This window comes from Aeromonas sp. QDB34, from assembly GCF_027705405.1.
Lineage (GTDB): Bacteria > Pseudomonadota > Gammaproteobacteria > Enterobacterales > Aeromonadaceae > Aeromonas > Aeromonas hydrophila.
The window spans coordinates 36217-56735 of the sequence record NZ_JAPDBT010000020.1; the positions used below are offsets into that span (position 1 = coordinate 36217).

13 protein-coding genes are annotated in these 20519 nt (G+C 64.3%); 6 read left to right on the forward strand and 7 right to left on the reverse strand.

Features of this window, described 5'->3' with window-relative positions; translation table 11 throughout:
• Positions 1-82 precede the first annotated feature (82 nt).
• A complete protein-coding gene (mscK, locus tag OKC29_RS19140; protein ID WP_073351125.1) occupies positions 83-3406 on the reverse strand; it encodes a mechanosensitive channel MscK in 3324 nt (1107 codons plus the stop codon).
• Between the two features lie 149 nt (positions 3407-3555).
• A complete protein-coding gene (gene pykF / locus OKC29_RS19145; RefSeq protein WP_010633307.1) occupies positions 3556-4968 on the reverse strand; it encodes a pyruvate kinase PykF in 1413 nt (470 codons plus the stop codon).
• A 316-nt stretch (positions 4969-5284) separates the two neighbouring features.
• Between pykF and OKC29_RS19150 the strand changes: the two genes are divergently transcribed.
• Positions 5285-5497 (forward strand): hypothetical protein, encoded by a 213-nt coding sequence (locus OKC29_RS19150; protein ID WP_073351122.1) that lies wholly within the window; start codon positions 5285-5287, stop codon positions 5495-5497.
• Between the two features lie 74 nt (positions 5498-5571).
• Here OKC29_RS19150 and OKC29_RS19155 read toward each other — a convergent pair whose 3' ends face one another.
• From OKC29_RS19155 to rdgC, 4 genes are all read right to left on the reverse strand, one after another.
• Complete coding sequence (locus OKC29_RS19155; RefSeq protein WP_073351121.1) at positions 5572-6753, reverse strand: M28 family metallopeptidase; 1182 nt, start codon at positions 6751-6753, stop codon at positions 5572-5574.
• A 400-nt stretch (positions 6754-7153) separates the two neighbouring features.
• Positions 7154-8797 carry a YbaL family putative K(+) efflux transporter gene (gene ybaL, locus OKC29_RS19160; RefSeq protein ID WP_017409102.1) on the reverse strand — a complete coding sequence of 548 codons (1644 nt, stop codon included), beginning with the start codon at positions 8795-8797 and terminating at the stop codon, positions 7154-7156.
• A gap of 387 nt (positions 8798-9184) precedes the next feature.
• Positions 9185-10963: a gamma-glutamyltransferase gene (gene ggt / locus OKC29_RS19165; protein WP_073351119.1), complete on the reverse strand. Its 1779-nt coding sequence runs from the start codon at positions 10961-10963 to the stop codon at positions 9185-9187.
• Between the two features lie 180 nt (positions 10964-11143).
• A complete protein-coding gene (gene rdgC / locus OKC29_RS19170) occupies positions 11144-12055 on the reverse strand; it encodes a recombination-associated protein RdgC (protein WP_011706841.1) in 912 nt (303 codons plus the stop codon).
• A 180-nt stretch (positions 12056-12235) separates the two neighbouring features.
• On the opposite strand from rdgC, the gene OKC29_RS19175 reads away from it, so the two are divergent.
• From OKC29_RS19175 to OKC29_RS19185, 3 genes are all read left to right on the forward strand, one after another.
• Entirely contained in the window at positions 12236-12664 is a 429-nt protein-coding gene (locus OKC29_RS19175) for a GNAT family N-acetyltransferase (RefSeq protein ID WP_073351117.1), read from the forward strand.
• Positions 12665-12765: 101 nt separating this feature from the next.
• The gene (locus OKC29_RS19180; protein WP_073351115.1) at positions 12766-13992 is read left to right on the forward strand and encodes an exonuclease SbcCD subunit D C-terminal domain-containing protein; all 1227 of its coding nucleotides are present in this window, start codon (positions 12766-12768) and stop codon (positions 13990-13992) included.
• A gap of 82 nt (positions 13993-14074) precedes the next feature.
• Positions 14075-17830, forward strand: coding sequence for an AAA family ATPase (locus OKC29_RS19185; RefSeq protein WP_073351113.1), 3756 nt, complete (start codon positions 14075-14077; stop codon positions 17828-17830).
• A gap of 81 nt (positions 17831-17911) precedes the next feature.
• On the opposite strand, the gene OKC29_RS19190 is transcribed toward OKC29_RS19185, so the two are convergent.
• A complete protein-coding gene (locus OKC29_RS19190; protein WP_073351111.1) occupies positions 17912-18457 on the reverse strand; it encodes a cytochrome b in 546 nt (181 codons plus the stop codon).
• Positions 18458-18676: 219 nt separating this feature from the next.
• On the opposite strand from OKC29_RS19190, the gene OKC29_RS19195 reads away from it, so the two are divergent.
• Together OKC29_RS19195 and OKC29_RS19200 are read left to right on the forward strand one after the other, a co-directional pair.
• A complete protein-coding gene (locus OKC29_RS19195; protein WP_043121424.1) occupies positions 18677-19495 on the forward strand; it encodes an ABC transporter substrate-binding protein in 819 nt (272 codons plus the stop codon).
• 61 nt (positions 19496-19556) lie between these two features.
• Positions 19557-20519: a sensor domain-containing diguanylate cyclase gene (locus OKC29_RS19200; protein ID WP_162275749.1), complete on the forward strand. Its 963-nt coding sequence runs from the start codon at positions 19557-19559 to the stop codon at positions 20517-20519.

Here is a 20519-nt window from a genome sequence, read left to right on the forward strand (position 1 = left end):
GTCACAAAACCAGCTCAGATGGCTGGCCACCGACCATAAAAAAGGCCCCTTGCGGGGCCTTCTATTGGCATGGCGTGCTGCCTTAGACAGGCTGGGCACCCGGCAGGGCGGGAGGCTGGGCGGAGTCGGACTCCACCTTCTGCTCTTCGTCCTTCATGTTCTTGATGTAGACGTCCATCTGGTTGAACGCGATCTCGATGCCGTTTTCGCGGAACAGCTGGTCTATCTTGCGGTTCAGCTCGTCCACCGCCGGGTTGCGATCGCCGAGCTCGCTCACGAAGAAGCGCAGCTCGTGATCCAGGGTGCTGGGGCCGAAGGTGAGGAAGTAGACGATGGGAGCCGGGTCTTTCAAGACGCGGCTGTTGTCGTCCGCCGCCTGTTTCAGCAGGGTACGGGTCAGCTCCAGATCCGAACCGTAGGCCACCCCCACCCGCACGATGACGCGGGTGACGGTGTCGCTCAGCGACCAGTTGATCAGCCGCTCGGTCATCAGTTGCTGGTTGGGGATGATCACCTCCTTGCGGTCGAAGTCGGTCAGGGTGGTGGCGCGAATACGGATCCGCGAGACGGTGCCGGAGAAGGAGCCTATGGTGACGGTGTCACCGATCCGCACCGGACGCTCGAACAGGATGATGATGCCGGAAACGAAGTTGGAGAGGATCTCCTTCATGCCGAAACCGATACCGACCGACAGACCACCGGCGACCCACTGCAGCTTGTCCCACTGCACCCCCATCATGGAGAGGGCAGTCAGCGAGCCGACCCCGATCAGCACATAGTTGAGCATGGTGGTGATGGCGTAGGCCGTGCCCTGGGCCAGGTTCAGCTTGGAGAGCACCAACACCTCCAGCAGACCCGGCAGGTTGCGGGCCAGCGACCAGGCGCCGCCCAGCAGCAGGAAGCCTATCAGTACGTCGCTCAGGCTGATCGGGAAGAGCACCGCATTGGCCCCTGTCCCTTCAGTGCGGTGCCAGAGCACCATGCTGTCGAGGTAGGAGAAGACCGCCACCAGATCGGACCAGAGCCAGTAGAAGGCGACACCGAACACCAGCAGCAGCACGGTGCGGGTCAGACGCAGGGACTGCTGGCTGACATCCTCCAGATCCATGGGCTGCTCTTCGATGGATTCACCCCCTTCCGCATCCTCCTGGGCCTTGTGCTCGCGCTTGGCCACCGCACGGCGATAGGCCAGACGGCGGGCCGCCAGCTCCAGCCCGCGCAGGGCGGTGCGGTAGACCAGGCTCCAGATGATGATGAGGTAGAAGGATTCGATCAGCCGGCCGGTCAGCTTGAGGGCGGTGTAGTAGTAGCCCAGTCCCACCAGCACTATCAGCGCCACCGGTGCCAGCGCCAGGGCGATGGCGGTGATGGACTGCTGCATGCTCGCCTCGCCCTTGATGCGGGCGCGGGAGATGGGGAACACCAGGTAGGCGGCCAGCCCCAGCAGGGCCAGGGTCAGCGCTTGACCCACCACGTCATTGCCCAGCGACGAGGGTTCTACCACCGCCTTGGTCGACAGCATGATGAGCGGCAGCAAGGGCACCCACAGGTAGCGCATGCTGGTGCGCTTGGCCTGCAGCTCGGCTCTCGGCATGCGGAAATGGGTCTCGGCAATGCCGCCCGGCCGCATCACCGCCAGATAGACGCTGAACACCAGGTAACCGAGCGCCAGGTTGAGGGTGATCTGGAAAATCAGCCTGGAGCTGAGCAGACCACAGTCAGTCAGCAGCAGGCCGGCAGCCAGGATGAACAGGCTGCCCGGCAGGCGCTGCAGCACGGTAAACAGCAGGGCACGCGGGGTGTGCCACTGGCTGTCCTGGCGAAAACGCCCCAGATCCTTGGTGATCTTCTTCTGCCGCTCCACCAGCGCCGGGCGCTTCCAGATCAGCAGACCGCCCACCAGCAGCAGCGGCAGGGCCAGCAGGGTGATCGGCAGCAAGGTTTCACCCCAGCCGCTCCAGTCCGGTTTCAGCACCCAGTCGGAGGCCTGCTTGTAGGCCTGGGCCGGCCAGCTGATGAACCACTTGCCGTCGATGGGCTTGTTGCTGCTCACCCAGAAGATGTGCTGCTGCAGGGTAAATTCGATGGAGGAGTAGATCCGTGCCAGCTGCTGCTGGGTCAGTTGCAGGCTGATGGCGTTGGTCAGCTGGGCATCCAGCTGGCGGTTGAGCTGGTCGAGCAGGCTGATGCGGGTGTCGAGCAGCTTGGAGAGGCTGGCTCTGTCCTCCTCGCTCACCGGCTCGCTGCTGCTCGCGATCAGGTTGTCCAGATACTGGGTCTTCTGGAACAGCTGGTCGCGCTGCTGGCTCAGCTCGAACTGGGCCAGGTGCAGGTCGGCGATCTGCTCTTCCAGGTTCTTCACCAGCGTGGAAGGCGACGACTCCAGCTGCTGGTAGAGCTGGTAGAGAATGCGTGACAGCAGCAGGTTGCCTTTGAGCATCTGCACCTGTTCGTTGAGGTTGCGCTCGGTCTGGGTGCCGCGCTCCAGCCAGCTCTTGGCCTGCAGGTTCTTCTGCACCAGCGAGTTGAGGTTGGTGGTGGCGCTGACCAGCTGCTGGCTGAGCTGATGGTTGAGCTCCTGCTCTTTTTGTACCAGCGGGTTGTCATCTGCGGCGACCAGCTCGCCGGTCTGCTCGGCGGTCTTTTCAGTGTCACCGAGGCGCTTGGCACTGCTCTGCTCTTGCAGCAGTTGCAGCTTCTGCTCTTCGCTCGCGAGGCGGGCGCTCTGGTAGTCGCGCTGCTTGACCGCCAGATCCTGCATGCTGGTGCGGTTGTCCAACTGCTGTTGCAGGTTGGCCAGTTGCAGTTCCTGCAAGGCCAGCTCGGCGCCCAGCTTCATCTTCTCGGCACCGCTCACCCCGTCACCGGCATTGAGGCGTGTACGGATATCCTGGCTGCGTTGATAGGCGCGGCTCATCAGGGCCTGAGCCCGCTCCGGCAGGGTTTGCAGGCTGGTGATCTGGCTGCCGATGGTGCCGAGGGTTTCCTGTGCATCCTGCATGTTGGCCATGACGTCGGGCTGGCGACTCTCCAGCTCGCTCAGACTCATGCTGGCGTATTCACTCTTGATCTGCTCGGCACTCTTGTTCTGGGTCAGGGCATCGAGCTTGGCGCTGATGTCCCTGAGCTCGGCCGGCAGGGAGCGGATGCGCTCGCTCTGGCTCTTGGCCTTGCTCTTCTCCTTCTCGATGCTGTCGAGCAGGGTGAGGGTGTCGGTCAGGAATTTCTGGTCGGCCTGCTGGCTGACGGTGAGGGTATCAGACTTGCCAAGGGCATCGAGCGCCCGCTGCACACTGGCACGTGAGGGCACATCCTGCGCCATGGCCTGCGGGGCGCAGAGGCTGACGAGTAAGCAGAGCAGCGGCAACAGGGTGGCCGAGGCTCTTTTGAAGCGTGTTGAGAGCATAAAACTTCCGGGTTATTACGCGATATTTGGGAATTTTCCCACTTGGATTAAATCCGCGTGGATTCTAACACCGGGCAGGAATGGGCAGCAGGGGGGCAGATAAAAAAAACGGCGCCCGCAGGCGCCGTTTTCAGCTTGTTCAGTTCCAATTAAAGAACGTGAACAGAAGCGGTGTTGGTGGTGCCGCTCGGTACCAGGGCACCGGAGACCATGACAACCACGTCACCCTTCAGACCCATGCCGCTGGCCAGCGCCGCTTCTTTACCGATGCGATAGAAATCGTCGGTGGAGGCGATGCTGTCAACCACGTGAGCAACCACACCCTTGGTCAGTACCAGCTGGGCAGCGGTCTTCTTGTTGGTGGTGATGGCCAGGATCCAGGCTTTCGGGAAGTACTTGCGGATGGCCTTGGCAGACTTGCCGCCTTCGGTGGCAACCACGATCAGCGGGGCGTCCAGCTTCTCGGAGGTCTCTACCGCGCCTTTACATACGGCTTCGGTGATGCGCAGCTTGTTGCTGTCGTTGGCAGCAGACAGGTTGGACGGCATCACGGCATCGGTACGCTCGCAGATGGTGGCCATGATGGTCACGGCTTCCAGCGGGTATTTGCCCTTGGCGGACTCACCGGACAGCATGACTGCGTCGGTACCGTCCAGGATGGCGTTGGCCACGTCGCCGGCTTCGGCGCGGGTCGGACGCGGGTTCTTGATCATGGAGTCCAGCATCTGGGTGGCGGTGATGACCACTTTGCGGGCTTTGTTGCATTTCTCGATGATCATCTTCTGGGCGAAGATAACTTCTTCAACCGGAATTTCGACACCCATGTCGCCGCGGGCAACCATGATGCCGTCGGAGACAGCCAGGATCTCGTCGAAGTTGTCCAGGCCTTCCTGGTTTTCGATCTTGGAGATGATCTGGATGTTCTCGCCACCGTGGGCTTTCAGGTGCTCACGGATTTCCAGTACGTCTTCTTTCTTGCGAATGAAGGAAGCGGCAACGAAATCAACGCCTTGCTCGCAACCGAAGATCAGGTCGCGCTTGTCTTTCTCGGCCAGGGCCGGCAGCTTGATGGAGACGCCCGGCAGGTTGATGCCCTTGTTCTCGCCCAGATCGCCGTTGTTCAGTACTTTACAGATGACTTCGCGCTCGGTGATCTCGATGACGTCCAGACCGATCAGGCCATCGTCAACCAGGATGCGGTTGCCGACGCGCAGGTCGTTGGCAAAACCGGCATAGGTCACGGCGACTTTGTCTTTGTTGCCAACCACGGTCTGGTCGGTGGTGAAGGTGAAGGTCTGGCCAGCGACCAGGGCAACGTCGTTGCCGCCTTCCAGCTTGATGGTACGGATTTCCGGACCCTTGGTGTCCAGCAGAATGGCTGCGTGCTTGCCGGTTTCGGCCATGACAGCGCGCAGGTTGCTGATGCGACCACCGTGCTCGGCGTAGTCGCCGTGGGAGAAGTTCAGGCGCATGACGTTCATGCCGGCGTCCAGCATCTTGGCCAGCATTTCTTTGGATTCGGTCTTGGGACCGATGGTGCAGACGATTTTGGTCTTTTTCATGTCAGTCTTCATGGTTAAGGAGTTTCCGCCGTGCAATATACACCAGTTTTTGGATACTTTTTATGATCCAGAAACAACGTTTTGACCAGATAACGTTTTCTTTTCAGGGATAACGTTTTCCTCTTGGCTACTTTTTAGGGCATAAATTAACTGGTCCGCGCAGATTTGGCATAAATGTCGCCATATGTATCTCGGCGCCGGCCCGCCTCGTCAGATGTTGTAAAATGACGATCCCGTCCCGTCATCAAGCCGTCATCGGTCCTCGACAAGAATAGACACTCTGCTGCCACCGCAGTGCCGCAAAGAGTGTCGCAAGATGGCCCCTTATCTGTTGCTGTTGTCCGTTGCCCTGCTGGGCGTGCAGGCGCTGCCCGCCAGCTGCTGGCCGGCGGATCCTGCTCCCCTAGATGGCGCGCTGCGCGCGTTCGAGCGTCTTGAAATGCACCAGGCCCAGGCCGCCACGGCCCGCGCGCAGCAAGGCTGGCCGCACCCCAATACCCTGCTTGACGGGATACATCGACAGCCCTGAGCGGCAGATGCAGAGACGAAAGAGGGAGGCTTGGCCTCCCTCTTGTTTTGGGTGCGTCACCTCGCCTTGGCGGCTCAGTTTATCTTGCCCATCTCGATGGCGAAGCTGGTGGCCAGCTGGGCGAACTTGAGGGCGTGGGCAGCCGAGGGATCCGAGTTCTGCAAGGTGTCCTGGGCGGTGTGGATGTTGGGGTTGTAGTCGTTGAAGCGCGACTCGAACGGCATGGCGGCCGGGTAGCCCTGATTGTGCCAGGAGGCGTGATCCGAGCAGCCGTAACCGCAACTGTCATAGCCATAGCGGATCTGGGGCAGATAGGCGTCGAGCAGCTGGGCCAGATAGCCGGTCAGCCCCTGGTCGGTGTAGTCGGTCATGAAGACGATATCTTCCGCCGACCCCTGGTAGTTGGTCATGTCCAGCTGCAGCGCCGCCAGCACCTTGGTATTGGCCGCCTTGTAGCGGGTGGCGATGTCCTTGGAGCCGCGCAGCCCCACCTCTTCCGCCGCATAGCCGATGAACTGCAGGGTGCGCTCCGGCTGGCGGCCCTGCTCGGCGATGACCCGCAGCACCTCGGTCAGGGTAGCGATGCCGGAGGCATCGTCATCGGCGCCGGGGGCCAGGGTGCGGCTGTTGGGGGCCGAGCCCGCGGTGGAGTCGAGGTGACCGCCGAGCACCACCACTTCGTCCGGGTAGCGGCTGCCCTTGAGGGTCAGCACCACGGATTGCTGCGGGTAGCCGCTGTGCTTGACCCGGCTGACGCTGGCCCAGGGCAGGGTCGCGCTCAGGGTCTGCCACTGGCCGGCCACCCAGTCCGCCGACTGCACCCCTGTGGTGGTGGTGTAGTAACGGTTGCGCCAGCTGGCGAGCTGGCTGATGGTGCCGACTATGTTGCCCTGATCCAGATAGGGCAGCAGCCGGTTGACGCTGGCCCCCTGGGTCAGCGGCGGGGCGCTGAACAGGTTCTGGCTGATGGGCTGGGCCATGCTCTGCAGGGCGTCGGCCAGGGTGCTGTGCACCACATAGCCGCCGCAGCGCTGGTGCCCTTCGTGCATCAGGTGGGAGAGGGTGCCAAGCTCGCTCGCCTCGACCTGGGCCAGCTGGATCGGGGCGCCGCTGGCGCTGAACAGGGGGGCCAGCTTGGCCTTGACCTGCTTGAGTTCGACGCCGCTGTCGGCACCGACCGTGATCCAGACGGGCTCGGCGGCCTGTACGGCGAGGGGCAGCAGGGGAAGCAAGAGGGCGGTCAACAAGGGTTTCATAGCGGATCCTTCCAGAATGGGTTGCAGGCATGTGTGCCAAGTGGGTGTCATAAGACGACTGGCCCAGTCTAGCCAAGGTGGCTGACCGGCGAATTTGCCCATCTGGCGCGACCCTACCCCCGTCCGGTGGGGGCCGCTGCAGGATCTGCTGTCTACTGCGCCCCGCTGGGGGTAACCGCTGGAGCTTTGTGCTGGCGAGGGGAAGCTGCGCAGCGCGCCCGCCGCAGAGGCGGCGTGCGGCCCTGACCTGGGGGGCTGACAAAGGGAGTCAAATTGTGCCATATCGCCGTGAAACGCCGGCGGGAATGGGTGGGGAGGGGTGTTAGTACCTCAAAGCGCGGGTGGAGAAAGGGGCATAAAAAAGAGGGGCCAAGGCCCCTCAGGTTCACTGGATGGCAGTTTATGCGGTGGCCTGGGCCAGCATGCCGAGGGCTATCTCCCGCTCGCCCATGATCACCTTGTCCGCCCCCTGCTTGGTGAGGAAGCTCACCTCGTCGTCGCTGTGGGCGCGGGCGATCACCCGGATCGCCGGGTTGATGAGCTTGGCCTGGGCGATGGCCTCGCCGGCCTCGAAGCTGTTGGGAATGGCTACCAGCAGCCAGCTGGCGTCGGTGATGGCGGCGCGGCACAGCACCTCGTCATCGGCCACGTTGCCGTTGACGTGGGGAATGTCGGCCTGGCGCAGGCTCTCCAGCCGGTGCGGATCCTGCTCGATCACCACCAGCTCGCGTCCGGCCTGCTGCAGGCCGCTCACCAGCAGGCGGCCGACCCGGCCATAGCCCACCAGTATGGTGTGGGCCTTCATCTCCACCGCCGGGCACTTGCACTCGGCCAGCACCTTGGCGTTGTCGGCGTCCGGGTGTTTCTCCAGGTAGCGCTCGACGGCGTTGAACACCAGCGGGTTGAGCATGATGGAAAGGCTGGCGCCTACCAGGATCAGGTCGCGAGCCCCTTCCGGCACCAGCTTGAGCACGATGGCCAGCCCGATGAGGATGAAGGAGAACTCGCCGATCTGGGCCAGGCTGGCGGAGATGGTGAGGGCGGTGCGCCGGCTGTAGCGGAACAGCCGCACGATGGCGTAAGCCGCCGCCGACTTGCCGAACATGATGATGAACAGGGTGGCCAGCACCGCCAGCGGCTCGGTCAGCAGCACCGCCGGGTTGAACAGCATGCCCACCGAGACGAAGAACAGCACGGCGAAGGCGTCCTGCAGCGGCAGGGTGTTGTTGGCGGCGCGGTGGCTCAGTTCGGAGCGGTTCATGACGATGCCGGTGAAGAAGGCGCCGAGGGCGAAGGAGACGCCGAACAGCTTGACCGCACCGAAGGCGATGCCGAGCGAGCAGGTCAGCACCGCCAGGGTGAACAGCTCGCGCGAGCCGGTGCTGGCGGTATGGGCCAGCAGCCAGGGGATAAAGCGGCTGCCCACCACCATCATCAGCGCCACGAACAGGCTCACCTTGCCGAGGGTCCAGCCCAGATCCAGCGCTATGCTCTGCCAGCTCAGGGTCTGTTCGCCGAACTGGATGTCGGCGATGATTGGGAGCATCACCAGCGCCAGCACCATCACCAGATCCTCGACGATGAGCCAGCCGATGGCGATGCGCCCCTGCAGGGTTTCCAGATTCTGGCGGCTCTCCAGCGCCCGCAGCAGCACCACGGTACTGGCGGTGGAGAGGGCGAGGCCGAACATCAGGCCGGCGACCGGATCCCAGCCCAGCAAGGAGGAGAGCCCCATGCCTAGCAAGGTGGCGACGGCGATCTGGGCGATGGCGCCAGGGATGGCGATCCGCTTCACCGACATCAGATCGCGGAAGGAGAAGTGCAGCCCCACCCCGAACATCAGCAGGATCACCCCCAGCTCCGCCAGCTCGGGCACCAGCTTCATGTCGGCCACATAACCCGGGGTGAAGGGGCCCGAGATCACCCCGGCCGCCAGATAACCCACCATGGGGGAAATCTTGAGGCGCTGGGCAAACATGCCGAGGATGTAGGCCAGCACGAAGCCGCCGACCAGTGTGGTAATCAGGGGAAGGGAGTGGTCCATGTCGTCACCTCGCTAATGGCAGTCAGGGGGCTACCAGATCACCGCGCGGGCGAAGAGGGCAGCTGTCAATGAGCAGGGGGCGAAAGAGACAGATGCTGGCCGCATGCACAGAGGGTGTGTCTGGGGGACAACAGTTGCCGTTTCTGTTGAAAAATAATACGTTTTTGGTAGAAAAACAATGTTTATCCACATTTAAGACTTAATTTGCGATTAAAACTGTATAAGTGGCTGTTTTGAGGTGAAAGCGCGCTTCTCTGGCGGTCAGGCTGGCAACAGTAATCAATCGATGATGGTTTTTCTGGTCACCGCCGGAGGAGGGGAGATAGCAAAAAAGCGGCCAACTGGCCGCTTCGCTGCGTGGGGTTCCGAGTGCAGATTCAGCCGAGCTCACTGGCCCTTGGCGATCCCCTCCCGGCGCGGATCGGCGGCGCCCAGCCAGCCGCTTGCGTTGCGCTGCACGCCCTGCAGGCCCGAGGTCTGCTCGCTCAGCACCACCTCGTGTCCCTTCGCCTTGAGCATCTCGACCACGGCGGCCGGGGTACGACCCGCCTCCAGCTCGGTGGGGCCGTTGCGACTGCCGAAGTTGGGCAGATTGATCGCCTGCTGCAGGGTGAGCCCCCAATCCTGGGTGCCGAGCAACGTCTTGCCCACGTAGTTGATGATGGCGGAGCCCCCCGGCGAGCCCAGGCTCATCTCCAGCTCGCCGCTGTCCTTGTCAAACACCAGCAGGGGGGACATGGAGGAGCGCGGCCGCTTGCCCGGCTCTACCCGGTTGGCCACCGGCAGCCCGGCAGCGTCCAGCGAGGTGAAGGAGAAGTCAGTGAGCTGGTTGTTGAGCAGGTAGCCGTTGACCATCAGCCGCGAGCCGAAGCCGTCTTCGATGGAGCTGGTCATGGAGACCGCCATGCCCGCCTTGTCGACGATGGAGACGTGGCTGGTGGAGGGGAGCTCCGGGGTGGCATCCAGGCCGCGAGCCGGCGCCAGCGGCGGGGTGCCCGCTTTGGCCAGGCCCATGGAGCGCTCGCCGATGAGGGCGCCGCGCCGGGCCAGATAGTGCTTGTCGAGCAGGCCGCTGACGGGGACCGCCACATAGTCACTGTCTGCCACGTACTGGTTGCGATCGGCAAAGGCGAGCCGCGCCGCCTCGCTGTAGAGGTGGATCGCCTCGGCGGAGGCGGCTGGCTGGCCCTGCTCCCCTTGCACCGGTTTGAGGGCCGCCATGTCGCGGCTCTCCAGCATGCCGAAGATCTGGCCGAGCGCAAGGGTGCCGGACGAGGGGGCCGGGAAGCCACACACCCGGCTCTGGCGATACTCAAAGCAGAGGCCGTCGCGCAGCCTGGCGCGGTAGCTGGCGAGATCGACCGCGCTCAGCACCCCGGGGTTGGTCGGGTGGGCGTGCACCTTGGCCACCATGGCCTCGGCCAGCGGGCCGCGATAGAAGGCGTCCGGCCCCTCGCTTGCCAGGGTACGCAGTACCTTGGCCAGCGCCGGGTTGGTCAGTCGGCTGCCCGCCGCTTTGGGGCTGCCGTCGGCCTGATAGAAGTAGGCCCGCGCGTCCGGGTCCTTGGCAAGGTAGGGGTCCTTGGCCAGCAGCGCGGCCAGCCGCGGGCTGATCACGAATCCCTGCTCCGCGAGGGTGATGGCGGGCTCGAACAGCGCAGCCCAGGGCAGCTTGCCGTAACGCTGGTGGGCCAGCGCCAGTGCCCGCACCGTGCCTGGGGCGCCCACCGAGCGCCCGCCCACCACGCCGTCGTAGAAGGCCATCGGCTTGCCATCCTTCATGAACAGCTGATCGGTAGCGGCGGCGGGGGCCGTCTCGCGGCCATCCACCGCCGCGACTTTCTGACCATCCCACACCAGCATGAGGGAGCCGCCGCCGATGCCGGATGATTGCGGCTCCACCAGGGTCAACACCAGCTGCACCGCGATGGCGGCGTCCACCGCGCTGCCACCGGCCTGGATCATCTGGTAGCCCGCCTCCACCGCCAGCGGGTTGGCTGCGGCCACCATGAAGTCGCGGCCTTGCCAGCCCTGCTTGTCCTGCCAGCCGCTGGCGGCCTCCGGCGCGATCAGGGTGTGGGCAGGGGGCGCTTGCAGGCTCTGCTGAGCGGCGCAGCCGGCCAGCAGTGCGAGGGCGATGGCCAGCCCCAGTGGTTTGCGCAACATGACACTCTCCTTGTCTGTTTTATGAGCATGAGTGGGCGACTATGTCACGATTGGCGCTAATTACTCAAGTTGTTGAATCAGATCAACAAGTTACTCATCTATCAACAAGTCGCACCGGGCGCCCGCCCATAAAAAAACCGCCCGGAGGCGGTTTTTTGCAATCAGGCTGAGCCAAGTCGCTTAGATGGACTGCTCTTCACCGCCCAGGGCGGCAAACAGGGCCGGGATGAACTGGGCCAGCTCGGCGGTGACCAGGGCGAAGTCGGCATCCAGACGGGCGGCCGGATCTTCGCTGGTGACGTCATCGTTCTGCTCGCGCAGCTCTTCGCTGAATTTCAGGCGCTTGATGGAGAGATCGTCCCCCAGCACGAAGCTCAGGGTTTCGCCCCAGTTGAGGGCCAGCTTGGTGACCAGCTTGTCGTTGGCCAGGTGGTTCTTGATCTCGTCCGTCATCAGATCCTGCTGCTTGCAGCGGATGATGCCGCCGTGCTCCATGGCGCTGCGCAGCTCGGCCTCGTCCTCCAGGGTGAAGGAGGCGGGCAGGTTGCCCTCGTTCAGCCACTCGGTCATGGTGATCTCGGGCGGGTTCTTGAGGGCCACCGGCACCACCGGCAGGGTGCCGATGGATTTGCGCAGCAGGGCCAGCAGGTCATCCGCCTTCTTGGCGGATCCCGCGTCCACCACCATCAGGTTGTCGGCCGGATTGATCCAGGCGAAGGTCTGGCTGGTACGGCTGAAGGCACGCGGCAGCAAGGTGTGGAGGATCTCCTCCTTGAGCGCTTCCTTCTCTTTCTTCTTGAGGGCGCGGCCCTGCTCGAACTCGATCGCTTCTACCTTCTCCGCCAGCATCTCCTTGACCACGGTGCCGGGCAGCATCTTCTCCTCCTTGCGGGCACAGATGAGAATGTGGCCGGCGGCGGAGTGGGTCAGGGTGGAGCCGAATTTGCCAAGGGGCTTGACCCACCCGAACCGGGAGATGTCCTGGCTGCCGCACGGGGTGAAGGCACAGGCTTCCAGCTGGGTTTCCAGCTGCTCGACGGTCAGCTCGAAGGGGCGGGTAAAGCGATAAATCTGCAGGTTTTTAAACCACATGGCGTCCTCGGTCTCATAGATTGTCCGGCGGGCATTGTACTAGAGAGGCGCTTTGTGATCAGCCAATCATTCTTGTTAAATAAAGGGCGATCGACTTCACAGGGAGTCATATTCGTCCCCAAAGCCGTCATCAAACTCCCCTAGACTGCGGATGTTCAGGTTGTTAACAAGGATACCAATATGCTGAGGGCGAGTCGGTCCGACGACATGGACGAGATCGTCGAAATCTGGTTGCTGGCCTCCCTGCAGGCCCACGACTTTGTCGATGCCTCCTGCTGGTGGCAGGCCCAGGAAGATCTGCGCACCCGCTATCTCGATCACGCCTGCATCTGGGTGTTCGAGGAGCGCGGCGAGCTGCTCGGTTTCATGGCGCTGGTGGATGATTACCTGGCGGCCCTGTTCGTGCGCCCCGACCGCCAGGGGCGGGGAGTGGGCCATGCCCTGCTGCAGGAGGCCAAATCCAAGGGGGCCCGGCTGCATGCGCGGGTGTTCGTGGAAAACGATCTGGCGGTGCGCTTCTATCGTCGCCACGGTTTCGTGATCGAGGGGGAGGTGGCCGATCCCCTCACCGGTCATCCCCAGTACCAGATGTGCTGCGAGCCCGCCTGAACCTGCCGGCCGCGCCGGGTATGGCTTGAAAAAGGGGAGGCATATCCTCATCTTGTCTGCATCGGGTGCCGCTGACACCTCCTCCATTCGAGCCGTTTTTCATGAAGATCCTGCATACCGCCGACTGGCATCTTGGCCATCAACTCCATGGCCATGATCGCCGTTTTGAACACGATGCCTTTCTCGACTGGCTGGCCGACACCATCAAGCGCCGCGACATCGACGCCCTGCTGGTAGCGGGCGACCTGTTCGATACCGCCAACCCCCCCGCCAGCGCCTGGCAGCAGCTCTACCGCTTTCTGGCGCGGCTGCGCGCCGAGCACCCGGCACTGGAGATGGTGCTGATCGGCGGCAACCACGACTCTCCCTCCAAGCTGGATGCCCCCCACGAGCTGCTGCGCGCTTTCGACCTGCATCTGGTGGGCAGCATCAGCCGGGACGACGAGGGGCACCTCGAGACCGAGCGTCTGCTGGTGCCGCTGCGAGGCAAGGATGGCGAGGTGGCCGCCTGGTGCGCCGCCGTGCCGTTTCTGCGCAGCAGCGATCTGCGCCCCGACGGGCTCAGCGAGGGGCAGGACCGACTGATCGAAGGGGTACGCCAGGTCTATGAGGCGGTGCTGAGCGAGGGGCGTGCGCGCTGCCATCCGGATCAGGCCCTCATCGCCATGGGCCACGCCTATCTGGCGGCGGGCCAGCTCTCCGAGCTCTCCGAGCGGCGGGTGCTCGGCGGCAACCAGCATGCCCTGCCCGCCGAGCTGTTTGCCGCCGCCGACTACACGGCGCTGGGTCATCTGCACCTGGCCCAGAGCCCGGCCGAGGGGGTGTACTACAGCGGCTCGCCGCTGCCGCTCTCGCTGGCCGAGGCGAACTACAACCATCAGGTGCTGGAGGTGACGTTTGAGGGGGGCAAGCTGGCCCGGCTTGAGCGGATCCCGGTGCCCCGCGCGGTGGAGATGATCCGGTTGCCCCAGAGCGGCCTCGACGAGGCGCTCCAGGCCATCGAGGCGCTGGCGCTGCCCGCTTGCCCGCAGCAGGCCCAGCCCTTCCTCGAGGTGCGGCTGCTGTTGCCCAAACCCGAGGCCCGCATCCGCGAGCGCGTACTGGCCGCCATCGGCGACAAACCGGTGCGCCTTGCCCGCATCACGACCAGTTATCAGGGCTCGGGCCAGGGGCTGGCGGATGGTGCCGGCCAGCGCCGGCTGGATGAGCTCTCCCCCACCGAGGTGTTTCGCCTCTGCTATCAGCGTCAGTTCGACGGGGAGCCGGAGGCCGAGCTGGTGGCGTCGTTTGAAGAGATCCTGGAGCAGGTGAAGGAGTCCAGCCAATGAAAATCTTGACCCCATCCGATGAGAATCTGGTCAGAGCCAACCTGTCAGCGCAGCAAGCGGCACGGATGAAGGAGTGCAACGCATGAAAATCTTGTCGCTGTCAGGGGAGAATCTGGCCAGCCTGACCGGTCAATTCACCATCGATTTTGCCGGTGGTGCCCTGGGGGCCGCCGGCCTGTTTGCCATCACCGGCAATACCGGTGCTGGCAAGAGCACCCTGCTCGATGCCATCTGTCTGGCGCTCTACGACGAGATGCCGCGCTTTATCGCCAACCGCAAGAACGTCGCCGAAGTGGGCCGCATGGATGACGAGGAGAAGCTCAAGGCCAACGACGTGCGCGGCATCCTCAGCCGCGGCCACGCCAGCGGTTTCGCCGAGGTGCAGTTTCGCGGCTGTGACGGCCGCATCTGGCTGGCCCGCTGGGCGGTGCGCCGGGCCCGCAACCGCGCCGAGGGGCGCTTTCAGGCCCAGGAGCGCAGCCTGACCGACGTGGCGTCGGGCCAGGTGTTCAGTGGCAGCAAGCGGGAGCTGCAGGATCGCATCGACGAGCTGGTGGGGCTCTCTTGGGAGCAGTTTCGCCGCGCCGTCATCCTGCCGCAGGGGGAGTTTGCCGCCTTCCTCAAATCGAGCGCCGACGAGCGTTCGGCCCTGCTCGAACGGATGACCGGCACCGAGCTTTACTCCGCCATTTCGATTCAGACCCATGAGCGGGCGCGGGAGGAGCAGCAGAAACTCGCCGCCATCAGCCAGCGGCTCGGCGACGTGGCACTGATGGACGAGGCGACCCGCGAGCAGTGGGTGAGCCAGCAGGTCAGCCTCGCCACCAGCCTCAAGCACGAGCAGCAACAACAGCAGCTGATGCAGGACTTGCGCGATCTCAACGGCCGTATCGCCGCCCAGTTGCAGGCCTGTCAGGAGGGAGAGGCGGCCCTTGCCGCGGCCGAGGTGGCCCACGCTGCGGCCGCTCCCGAGCGCGAGGAGTTCGCCCGCGCCGAGCAGGCCCAGGTGGCCCGCGCCGATCACGACGAGCTGGCCCGCCTCACCCTGGAGGTGCAGCAGCAGGAGAAGGCGCTGGCTGAGCTTGGCCCCGAACTTGGCAAGCTGGAGGAGCAGACCCAGCAGAGCGCCCTCACCGAACAGCAACTGCTGGCGGAGAAGATCGCCGCCGAGCGCGAGTGGGGCGCCCTGCAGCCCGAGCTCAAGCGGGCGCAGGAGCTCGACACCCGCATTCGGGAAAAGCAGCAGCAATTGCAGAAGATCCAGCAGGAGGGGGCGCAGGAGCGGGAGGTGCAGCTCACTCTGGAGCAGGGCTGGCGCCAGCAGCGCCAGCAGGTGGAGCAGCTCAAGGCCCAGCATCAGCAATGGGGCGCCTGGCTTGAGGAACACAAGGAGCTGGCGCCGGTGGCTCGCCAGTGGCAACCCCTGCTCACCGCCATGCAGGATTGGGCCGAGGATGCTGACAGGCTGCAGCAGCTCCTTACCCTGCGCGAACACAAGCTGCGCGCCCTCAGGCAGTTGCAGCACCAGCTGGAGCAGGGGCAGCAGGAGCGCGACTACTGGCAGCGCGAGCAGGCGCGGCTGCAGCAGCAACAGCACGAGCTGCAGGAGCAGCAGTGGGAGGGGCGTCTGGCCAAGGCGCAGGAGCAGTGGCAAGGGCAGACCGAGCAGCTGGGCCAGCTGCGCCAGCTGCTGGAGCTGGCGGACTATGGCCGCAATCACGGCGAGCAGCATGGTCGCCTGCAGCAGGAGATCGCCCAGCTGGAGCAGGCGCTCGGCAAGCTGGCCATCCTCGGCGACGAGCTGACGCCAGCCCGCGAGCGGCTCGCCCTGCAACGGGACGAGGCGCGCCACGCGCTGGAGCAGTCCCGCGCCATCGCCAGTTTTGAGCAGCATCGCCACATTTTGCGTGACGGTGAACCTTGCCCGCTCTGCGGCGCCGAGGAGCACCCCTATCACCAGAGCCAGCCACAGGTGGCGGGCATTTTGGGCCAGCTGGCGGAGCGCGTCCGCAGCCTGGAGCTTGAGTGGGAGCGGCTCAATCACCAATACATTCAGTGCGAGAGCGAGCGCCAGGAGCTGGCCCGCCAGCTGGCGGTGCGCCAACAACATCTGCCTGAGCTGGAGACGCGCGCCGAGCAGCTGACCCAGCGCTGGCAGCAGCTGGGCGGTGCCGAACTGCTGGGCCATCCGTTGCCGCTGCGTCAGAGCCCGATCGAGTGGAACGAATTGATGAGTACCCTGCTCGGCCGCGGCCAGAGCCTGGAGCAGGGGCTGGCTAGGAGCCAGCAGCAACTGCGCGAGGCCCAGCTCGGCCAGCAGCAGTTGCAGGCCGTGCGCCAGCAGTTGAGCCAGCTGGCCAGCCAGCACCAGCAGTTCGAGCAGCAGTGGCAGGAGGCCGACCGCCAGCGCATCGCCCTGGAAGGGGAGGTGAAGGCGATGGGCGAGCAGGAAACGACCCTGCGCCAGCGCCTTGAGCAGGGGGGCAGCCGGCTCGACGAGCAGATGGGAGGCCAGCCCTGGCGTCAGTGGCTGGGCAGCCAGCAGTGGCACGAGTGGCAGCGGGCCTGCGAGGCCTGGCTGCACGGCCAGAGCGAGTGGGAGCGGCTGACCGGCGAGATTGCCAGCCTCACCCCGGCCCTGAGCGCCCAGGAGGCGCGCCTGCAGACCCAGCGCGAGCTGCTGCACAAGCTCGAGCGCGACTACAAGGAGCATGAACAGCAACGGCAGGGGCTGGTCACCAGCCGCGCCACCTGTCTGGGGGGCGAGGTAATTGCCCAGGTCGAGATCCGCTGGCAGCAGCGGCTGCAGCAGCTGGCCAGCGAGCTGGAGACGATGCAGGGAGCGGCCCGCGCCTTGCGCGAGCGCCAGACCGAGCTCAAGACCCGTCTCAGCCATCTGGAGCAGGAGAAGCAGGTGAGCAGCCGGCGGCGACGGGAGGTGCTGGGGCGCTGGGCTGCCCACGCCAGCAGCCTCGGCATCGCCGAATATGACCTGCGCCGCCTGCTGGCCATGAGCCCGGATGAGCTCAAGGGGCGCCGCGCCGCCTTGCAGGCGCTGGAGGATGCCCGCGCCGAGGCGCGTACCCGTTTGACCGAGCGGCAGCGGGCGCTGGCGCTGGAGGAGAGCAAGCGGGATCGTTACCGCGAGCATCACCCCGAGCTGGCCGCGTTGGCGCCACAGGAGCTCGACAGCCGGCTGACGGCGCTGGAGGCGCACTGCCGCGCCCTCGACGAGCAGCTGTTCCAGTGCAAGAGCACGCTGGCCCAGGCAGAGGCGGCGGCCCTTAAAGCGGGCACCTTGCAGGAGGAACTGGCTGCCCAGCAGGCGGTGGCGGATCACTGGCAGCGCCTCTCCGACCTTATCGGCTCGGCCAGCGGCGCCAAGCTGCGTACCTTCGCCCAGAGCCTCACGCTGGAACGGCTGCTGCTGGAGGCCAACGCCCAGCTTGCCGAGCTCTCCCCCCGCTATCGGCTGGAGCGAGTGCCCGGCACCGATCTGGCGCTGCAGGTGGTGGATCTCGATATGGGGGATGAGGTGCGCTCGGTGGATTCCCTCTCCGGCGGCGAGAGCTTTCTGGTGTCGCTGGCGCTGGCGCTGGCCCTCTCCAGCCTGTCGTCGCGCCAGACCCAGGTCGAATCGCTCTTTATCGATGAAGGCTTCGGCACCCTGGATCCCGACAGCCTGGATCTGGCGCTCTCCAGCCTTGACTCCCTGCAGGCGGCCGGCCGCCAGATCGGGGTCATCTCCCACGTGCAGACCCTGGTGGAGCGGATCGGCGTGCAGGTGCGGGTGGAGGCCCTCGGCGGCGGTGAAAGCCGGGTGGTGTTGCCCGGATGACGATGTGTCGCCCATGACCATCCATGAACAAACAGGCCCCTGTCACAGGGGCCTGTTTGTTGGTGTGCAACCCGTCGCCGGTTATTTGCGCTCGGGCAGCATATTGGTCAGGGTGTTGTCCTTGAGCACATGGTGGTGGTAGATGGCTGCCGCCGCGTGCAGGGCAATCAGGGCATAGCCAATGTTGGCCAGCGTCTCGTGCAGCTCCTTGATGGTGCCCTTCAGGCCGTCGTCGGGGGTGATGAGGGCGGGGAGCTCCAGACCGAAGAAAGGAATGGGCTTGCCGCCCGCGCTCAGCAGCAGCCAGCCCAGCAGCGGGGTGAGGATCAGGAAGCCATAGAGCACCAGGTGGGCGAGCTTGGCCAGCGTGAGCATCAGGGGGGAGAGCTCGGGCACGATACGCGGTGAGGGGCTACCCACGCGCACCAGCAGGCGCACCACCACCAGCGCCAGGATCAGCAGACCCACCATGAAGTGAAACTCCTTCATCAGGTCGCGACCGGCCGACCCTTTGGGGAAGATGTCCCTGAACTCCATCAGCGCATAGACGGCGATCATCAGCAGCAGGGTCAACCAGTGCAGCCCTATGCTCAGGTTGCCATAACGTTGTTCGGTATTTTTCAACATGCTCATATCCTTCTCGGGACTCGCATTGCATCAAGGGTGGTCGCATCGGGCATCCTGCCCCCGCACCATTCCTTTTCATGTTACCGCGCAGATGTGTCAAAACCTTGATCTCGGTGTGTTTTTTAACATCTTATTTGCAACTCGTCCGACACGCTCTGTGCCGAGTCTATGCTTCTGATCAACAGGGCCATGCCGGCCAGGGTGGTGAGGGGTTGCATCATGAAGCATCTGAGAGTGGGCGTGCTGGCAGGCTTGATGCTGCTCGCCATGCTGTTGGGGATGACGGGGGCCGACGAGGAGCGGCTGGCTGCGGCAGAACCTGGCCGACCGACTCATTTTTCAGCCTATCTTGGTTTGTTGCCGGGGCTCATCGATTCCAACGGCACCGGTCCCTTCGTCGACCTGGTCAAGGCCATCGCCGGGCTGGATGACGGGGTGGAGGTGAGCGTGATGGTCTACCCCATGTCCCGTGCCACCCGCAGCGTGGTGGTGGGGGAGGCAGACTTCAACCTGCCGGCGCTGCGCAACCCCTACATCGATGAGTCTATGCTGCCCTATCGCTTCAGCTCGGCGACCTTTGGCAAGGTGACCCACGTGCTCTACAGCAACAGTGCGGCGCCCATTACTCCCGCCATGGTGCTGGGTTACGAGTACACCAAGCGGGATCTGCTCATCGAGGGGGTGACCGACTTCTGGCCCTTCTCGGTCAAGCGTTCCCTCTCGCTCGAGCAATCCCTCGGCAAGTTGAGCCGGGGCCGCATCGATGCTTTTCTGTGGGCGCAGGAGGAGGCGGATTTCACCCTGCGCAAGATGGGGCTGACCAATATCCACCGGGTCTATTTCGGCGAGTTTGACGATGTGTTCATCATCCCCAAGGGGCCGAAAGGGGATGCGGTCGACCGCTTCCTGACCCAGTCCATTGAGCGGCTCAGGGCCTCCGGTCAGCTCGACAAGATCTACTCCGCCATTCACGGCCCCTATCAGGAGTGGCAACCGGGAGAAAATGCTGCGACCAAGGCGGTCAGAGCCGCGCAATGAGCGCTTTACCCGCGATCAGTGCTCACTTACCTTTGAACGATACCTTGGTAAAGGAGTTACCTTGAACATCACCGATCCTGTGATCCTGACCGAGCTGCAGCAGATCCTGTTTCGCTCCTTCGACGTGATCCCGTTTCCGATCCTGATATCTGAATCCGCCTGCAGCGAGACGCTGGGCAGCATACCTACTCGACTGTCGGAGATCCCGGCCCGTCATCACAGGTTCGTGAACCGGGCCTTCGTGACTCAGCTGGGCTACGACCTGACGGATCTGCCCGACATGGCCAGCTGGTTTGCCACCGTCTATTGCGATGAAGAGAGCAGGGCCCAGGCGATTGAGCGCTGGAACCAGGCGGTGATGACCAGTCTGGCCAACGGCGCGGCGGTGGCCGAGATGAATGCCTGTCTCTACTGCAAGAGCGGCCAACAGCGCTGGTTTACCATCACGGCCCAGCTGACGGCGGATGCCATGCCGGGCTGGCACATAGTGACGCTGCGCGACATCCACGACCTGCACTGCATGATCGAGGAGGTGAGCCGGCTCTCCTGCACCGATCCGCTGACCGATCTCGGCAACCGGCGTGCCGCCGGGCAGCAGTTGCAGGCGCTCTGGCTGCAGGGAGAGCCCTTCTCGGTGATCCTGTGCGATATCGACCACTTCAAGCAGATCAATGACCGCTACGGTCATCCCGCCGGGGATGCGGCGCTGTGCGAGGTGGCGCGCATCATGGCGCGGCAGCTGCAGCCCGCAGAGCATCTGGCCCGCTGGGGCGGGGAGGAGTTTCTGTTGATCCTGCCAGGGGTGGATGCCGAACAGGTGGTCGAGCGAGCCGAGCAGTTGCGTCGGCAGTTTGTCGACCATGTGGTCGCGTGGGAGGGGCAGAGTTTTTCCCTGACGATGAGTCTGGGTTGTGCCACCCGAGGCGATGGCCATAGTAGCGACAGCCTGCTGCAAGTGGCGGACAAGGCGCTCTACCAGGCCAAGAGCAACGGTCGCAACCGGGTGGTATTTGGCAGGCCCTAG

Excerpts from the sequence above, each read along its gene's own strand:
- mscK (WP_073351125.1), bottom strand. The coding sequence starts at position 3,406 with ATGCTCTCAACACGCTTCAAAAGAGCCTCGGCCACCCTGTTGCCGCTG.
- pykF (WP_010633307.1), bottom strand. The coding sequence starts at position 4,968 with ATGAAAAAGACCAAAATCGTCTGCACCATCGGTCCCAAGACCGAATCC.
- OKC29_RS19150 (WP_073351122.1), top strand. The coding sequence starts at position 5,285 with ATGGCCCCTTATCTGTTGCTGTTGTCCGTTGCCCTGCTGGGCGTGCAG.
- OKC29_RS19155 (WP_073351121.1), bottom strand. The coding sequence starts at position 6,753 with ATGAAACCCTTGTTGACCGCCCTCTTGCTTCCCCTGCTGCCCCTCGCC.
- ybaL (WP_017409102.1), bottom strand. The coding sequence starts at position 8,797 with ATGGACCACTCCCTTCCCCTGATTACCACACTGGTCGGCGGCTTCGTG.
- ggt (WP_073351119.1), bottom strand. The coding sequence starts at position 10,963 with ATGTTGCGCAAACCACTGGGGCTGGCCATCGCCCTCGCACTGCTGGCC.
- rdgC (WP_011706841.1), bottom strand. The coding sequence starts at position 12,055 with ATGTGGTTTAAAAACCTGCAGATTTATCGCTTTACCCGCCCCTTCGAG.
- OKC29_RS19175 (WP_073351117.1), top strand. The coding sequence starts at position 12,236 with ATGCTGAGGGCGAGTCGGTCCGACGACATGGACGAGATCGTCGAAATC.
- OKC29_RS19180 (WP_073351115.1), top strand. The coding sequence starts at position 12,766 with ATGAAGATCCTGCATACCGCCGACTGGCATCTTGGCCATCAACTCCAT.
- OKC29_RS19185 (WP_073351113.1), top strand. The coding sequence starts at position 14,075 with ATGAAAATCTTGTCGCTGTCAGGGGAGAATCTGGCCAGCCTGACCGGT.
- OKC29_RS19190 (WP_073351111.1), bottom strand. The coding sequence starts at position 18,457 with ATGTTGAAAAATACCGAACAACGTTATGGCAACCTGAGCATAGGGCTG.
- OKC29_RS19195 (WP_043121424.1), top strand. The coding sequence starts at position 18,677 with ATGAAGCATCTGAGAGTGGGCGTGCTGGCAGGCTTGATGCTGCTCGCC.